The organism is Desulfovibrio sp. JC010 (assembly GCF_010470675.1).
In the GTDB taxonomy this organism is placed as follows: domain Bacteria; phylum Desulfobacterota; class Desulfovibrionia; order Desulfovibrionales; family Desulfovibrionaceae; genus Maridesulfovibrio.
Genome location: NZ_VOIQ01000038.1, coordinates 1 through 1,014, shown reverse-complemented (window position 1 = coordinate 1,014; position 1,014 = coordinate 1). Strand labels below are relative to the sequence as shown.

The window sequence follows — 1,014 nt, the reverse complement described above, 5'->3', positions numbered from 1 at the left end:
TAAAGATAAGCTTACATTATGAAGAGCAGCATATTACAGCCGTATGGGTCTACTTGACAGTAAAATTTGAAGAGCATTGGAAGCCTGTTGATGTAGAGGTCGAGTTTAGATGCAAGTTCAAGGAGCGAAAGGTGGATGGGTAGGTTATATAGGGATATAGCACAGAGATATATAGCAAAGAGATACTTTTGAGCAATGTTTGTGGAAGCGGTATTCGCAATATTTTAGTAGATATATAGCAAAGAGATACTTTTGAGCAATGTTTGTGGAAGCGGTATTCGCAATATTTTAGTAGCTCGTTACAGTCCGGTGCGTTTTTGGTTTTTTGAAAGTGCGTCTTCAGAGCGCTTTTGGAAAGCGTTTCCGAAAACGAGCGCTTCCGAAAATGCAACGCGAGCTGCGCACATACAGCTCACTGTTCACGTCGCACCTATATCTGCGTGTTGCCTGTATATATATATACATGAGAAGAACGGCATAGTGCGTGTTTATGCTTAAATGCGTACTTATATGCGTCTATTTATGTAGGATGAAAGGTAGTCTAGTACCTCCTGTGATATTATCCCATTCCATGCGGGGTATCGTATGCTTCCTTCAGCACTACCCTTTAGCTGTTCTATATGCTGCCACTCCTCAATTGGATTAGTCTCATCCTTCAATGCTATCATTTCCTTTGATATTGGATCATATGCATAGTACCGAGAAACTAGTGCGAAGTAGTGATCAGGTATTGCTGTTATCTGATGAGTATACGTTGTCCTGGCCACGGCAGAAGCACGCTTATCGCTCCAATTTCCCACAACATTAGTCAACTCCGTTAGGCCCTTCATTGAAAGAAATGAGGTCATCAAATGTCTTCCACACAACATTAGTCAACTCCGTTAGGCCCTTCATTGAAAGAAATGAGGTCATCAAATGTCTTCCAATGTGAGATTTTGGGCCATTTTTTATAGCAAAGATTGAATAAGGCGCATTTTTCTTCAAAGCTTTATTGTACGATCTGACTAAGTTATC

At 40.7% G+C, this 1,014-nt stretch carries 2 protein-coding genes; both read right to left on the bottom strand.

Annotated features, from left to right (window positions below; translation table 11 throughout):
- Positions 1-506: 506 nt before the first annotated feature.
- Entirely contained in the window at positions 507-848 is a 342-nt protein-coding gene (locus tag FMR86_RS20290) for a hypothetical protein (RefSeq protein ID WP_000200349.1), read from the bottom strand.
- On the bottom strand, positions 805-1,014 hold a 210-nt coding region (locus FMR86_RS20930; protein ID WP_163353282.1), incomplete at its 5' end, for a hypothetical protein. The genes FMR86_RS20290 and FMR86_RS20930, both read right to left, overlap by 44 nt.